We start from the raw sequence: 510 nt of genomic DNA on the forward strand, positions 1-510 counted from the left end.
CAGGACTCGGCGGGAACCGAGCACCCCGGGTGTCGGCAGGTGCCGTCGCGCATGCGGATCCGCTCGGCCATCGCCGGAGTGATCACGTAGCGCAGGGCGTGCTCGGGGGAGTCGAGCACGCCGGGGGAAGGGTCGATGAGTTCGAACCGCACGCTCGCAGCGTCGCCCTCGAGCAGTTCCGTGCAGAGCCATTCGAAGCTGCTGTACGTGCCGTGGACGAACTCCACACGGTTGGGCAGCCCCCTGGACGCGGAGGCGATCACGCTGATGCGGATCGGCTGACCTGCCCGCGCGGCGTTGCCCAGTGTGGGTCGGGGGAGGTCCGCCCCGAGCCTGACGTCGCCGAGTTCGATGTCTTTGCGCTCGGACGCAGGGCCGGGGCCGGTCGCGGACGGGCCACCAGCAGGCGGATAGACGGCGAGCGCGGCGAGGGCGTCGGCGCGGAGCTGGTCCAGAGAACCGTCCAGTCCGTCCGCCGAGGCGGCCGACGCGTCGGTCTCGATGCGCCGC

Annotated in this window: 1 pseudogene; it reads right to left on the bottom strand. The window is 72.0% G+C overall.

Features of this window, described 5'->3' with window-relative positions:
• A pseudogene (locus AC3DE3_RS17150) lies at window positions 1-510 on the bottom strand (HNH endonuclease); the annotation flags it as partial.

The organism is Dietzia sp. IBK-p2-16D (assembly GCF_057773085.1).